Here is a 3,272-nt window from a genome sequence, read left to right as displayed (position 1 = left end):
TGATCCTGTTGAGTCTTAATGTTGCCAATATGATGCTCAAAAGTATCAAGCGCGAGAAGGTTCGCTTAAACCCGACCTTAAGCCCGAGGTTAAATATGTCACCCCCACTCGATTGGCTCAGCCGCCTGCTCGGCATGATGACCGTGCGCGGCCAGCTTGAACTTCGATGCGCGTACGGCGCGCCGTGGCAGGTCGTCTACAGTGATTCAGCCGCGGGCGAGATGCCGTACCACATCATCCTCGGCGGCTCGGCCGTGCTGGAAACGCCAGGCACCGGCAAGCCGCAAAGTCTTTGCGCGGGCGATATCGTGATGCTCACGCACGGTTCGGCCCATATCCTCGGCGACGGCGGCGGCGCGCGAGCGAAGCCGGCACGGGAGCGCGAAGAACTGAATCTGGTCATTAGCGAAAACAACGGCAGGGGTCCGCGTCTGGACATGCTCTGCGGACGGATCGTGCTCGCGCCACCGCACGATCGCTTTATTCGCGCGTACCTGCCGGCCCGGCTCGTGATCCGCACCTCGGCGGAGGAAGCGCGTCGCGGCGACGCGCAAGCTCAACTGGAAGGTCTGGTGGCGCTGATGCGCACAGAGTCGAGCGCCGGCAACCTGGGCGGCTACGCGATGATGAATGCGCTATCGGCGGCGCTTTTCGCGCTGGCGCTGCGCGTGGCCGGCGAAGCAGCGGGACGCGGAGAGGGGGGCGAGAGCCCGACCGGACTGCTGGCTCTCGCTGGATATCCGCGCCTGGCCCCTGCGCTGGCGGTCATCTTCAACGAGCCGGCGCATGCGTGGACGCTGACCGAGCTGGCCGAACTGTGCAGCATGTCGCGCGCAACGTTGATCCGCCACTTTCAGGACAAGCTGGGGCGGTCCCCCAATGATCTATTGACGGACGTGCGAATGGCGTTGGCCGCCAACGAACTGAAAAGGCAGGGCGTTTCCACCGAAGCCGTGGCGGAAAGCGTCGGCTACCAATCGGTGGCGGCGTTCAGACGCATCTTTACGCAGCATCTGGGGATGACACCCGCTGACTGGCGACGCGCGCAGACTCAGGCACACACACAGACACAGCACACGGCCGATTAGCGGCGCCGGTGCTTCACTGCAGTCCGTCGAGCCGCGCGAAAGTATCGCCATTGCGCATCCGCCGCAAGCGGTTGCGTCAGGCGCCGTTGTTGAGCGCAGCAAGCATTGGTTGGGCAGATGCAGCGGTGGCCGACGAGTCGGGCCGCGACGACGCGCGTCGTCGCGGCAACACCAGCAATTGGCCGAATCAGTCGATATAACGCAAGCCCAGCTTCGCGAGCGGCTCGCGCATCTGATACATGTCGAGCCCCAACACGCCCGAAGCCAGCTTCGCGCGCTTGTGCGCTTCGTTTGCCTCGCGCGCGCTTGCACTGTCGAGCGTTTTTTCCGCCATCGCCCGCGGTACGACCACCACGCCATCCCGGTCCGCGACCACCACGTCACCGGGCGTGACGAGCGCGCCCGCGCATACGACCGGCACATTCACCGAGCCGAGCGTCGCCTTGATCGTGCCTTTCGATGAAATCGCCTTGCTCCACACCGGAAAATTCATTGCTTCAAGCACGCTGACATCGCGCACGCCCGCATCGATGACGAGTCCGCGCGCGCCGCGCGCGTTGAAGCTGGTCGCGAGCAAATCGCCGAAATAGCCGTCGGTGCACTCGGCGGTGACGGCCGCGACCACCAGGTCGCCCGGTTGAATCTGTTCGGCGGCGACGTGCATCATCCAGTTGTCGCCGGGGTGCAGCAATACGGTGACGGCAGTGCCCGATGCCAGCGCGCCGGGATAGATCGGGCGCATATAAGGCTGCATCAGCCCCACGCGTCCCATGGCCTCGTGCACGGTCGCGCTGCCAAGCGTACCGAGTGCGTCCGCGACACGGCTATCCGTGCGCGCGATATTGCGATAGACGACTCCGAGTTCGTACATATCAACGTCCTTGTGCTTTAAGTGCGGTGTCGAGGCGCGGGTACACGCGTCGCGCGTTGCCTTCGTAAATCTTGAAACGCTGCGCGGCGTTCATATCGGCAGCTTCGATATAACGCTTGGTGTCATCGAAATAGTGCTGCGTATACGGATCGATGCCGCGCACCGCGCCGATCATTTCGCTCGCGAACAGCACGTTGTCGACCGGAATCACTTTGGTTAGCAGATCGATGCCCGGTTGGTGATACACGCAGGTGTCGAAGAAGATGTTGTTCAGCAGGTGCTGTTCCACTGGCGGCTTCTTCATCTCCTGCGCGAGCCCGCGGAAACGGCCCCAGTGGTAGGGCACCGCACCGCCGCCGTGCGGAATCACGAAGCGCAGCGTCGGGAAGTCCTTGAACAGGTCCGAGCTCAGGCATTGCATGAATGCGGTGGTATCAGCGTTGAGGTAATGCGCGCCCGTCGTGTGGAAACACGCGTTGCAACTGGTGCTGACGTGAATCATCGCCGGCACGTCGTACTCGACCATCTTCTCGTAGATCGGATACCAGTATCGATCGGACAGCGGCGGGCTCGTCCAGTGACCGCCCGATGGATCGGGATTCAGATTGATCGCGACATTGCCGTACTGCTCGACGCATTTGACGAATTCGGGAATGCATGTCGCGATGTCGACGCCGGGACTTTGCGGCAGCATCGCAGCGGGAATGAAGTTGTGCGGAAAAAGCTGGCTTACGCGATAGCACAGCTCGTTGCAGATCGCAGCCCATGTGCTCGACACCTCGAACCCGCCGATATGATGAGCCATGAAGCTTGCGCGTGGACTGAAGATCGTCAGATCCAGTCCGCGTTCGCGCATCAAACGCAACTGGTTGGTTTCGATCGATTCGCGCAACTCGTCGTCGCTGATCTTCAATTCCGACGGTTTGGGACTGTTCGACGGATCGCCGAGCGCGGCGACCTGGCGATTGCGCCAGGTCTCCAGCGCTTTGGGCGCGGTCGTGTAGTGTCCGTGGATATCGATGATCATGGGTCGCTCCTTGCAAGTTCGGCGCGTGCATCGATCACGCGCGCACGGGTATGAATTCGTCAGGCTAGAAGAGAACGTCGATACCGACAGTCACCGCCGTCTGACTGGACGAGCCGGTCGGATTGAGCGTGCTGACCACCGCGTGTTTGTACGACGTGTAATCGACCGCGCTATAGAGCGTGGTTCGCTTGGAAAGCAGATACGCGAGCGACACCATTGACAGACCGCGGCGGCTCGCTTTGTCGGTCGACACCGTGGTCTGATAGTAGCCGCCGCGCAGAATCAT

General features: G+C 62.1%; 3 protein-coding genes and 1 pseudogene. 1 reads left to right on the top strand and 3 read right to left on the bottom strand.

The genetic code is table 11. The annotated features are described in order from the left end of the window. Window positions 1–95: 95 nt before the first annotated feature. Entirely contained in the window at window positions 96–1,088 is a 993-nt protein-coding gene (locus VGH68_RS24850; protein ID WP_331606363.1) for an AraC family transcriptional regulator, read from the top strand. Between the two features lie 187 nt (window positions 1,089–1,275). Here the strand turns inward: VGH68_RS24850 and ligK are convergent, their stop codons facing one another. From ligK to VGH68_RS24835, 3 genes and pseudogenes are all read right to left on the bottom strand, one after another. Further along, entirely contained in the window at window positions 1,276–1,959 is a 684-nt protein-coding gene (ligK, locus tag VGH68_RS24845) for a 4-carboxy-4-hydroxy-2-oxoadipate aldolase/oxaloacetate decarboxylase (RefSeq protein WP_331606362.1), read from the bottom strand. Window position 1,960: 1 nt separating this feature from the next. Next, on the bottom strand, window positions 1,961–2,986 hold the full coding sequence (locus VGH68_RS24840; protein WP_331606361.1) for an amidohydrolase family protein: 1,026 nt from the start codon (window positions 2,984–2,986) through the stop codon (window positions 1,961–1,963). Between the two features lie 64 nt (window positions 2,987–3,050). Then, a pseudogene (locus tag VGH68_RS24835) lies at window positions 3,051–3,272 on the bottom strand (porin); the annotation flags it as partial.

The organism is Paraburkholderia sp. (assembly GCF_036488505.1).
Classification (GTDB): Bacteria; Pseudomonadota; Gammaproteobacteria; order Burkholderiales; family Burkholderiaceae; genus Paraburkholderia.
The sequence above is the reverse complement of the archived record's forward strand: the minus strand, read 5'-3'. Positions and strand labels throughout refer to the sequence as shown.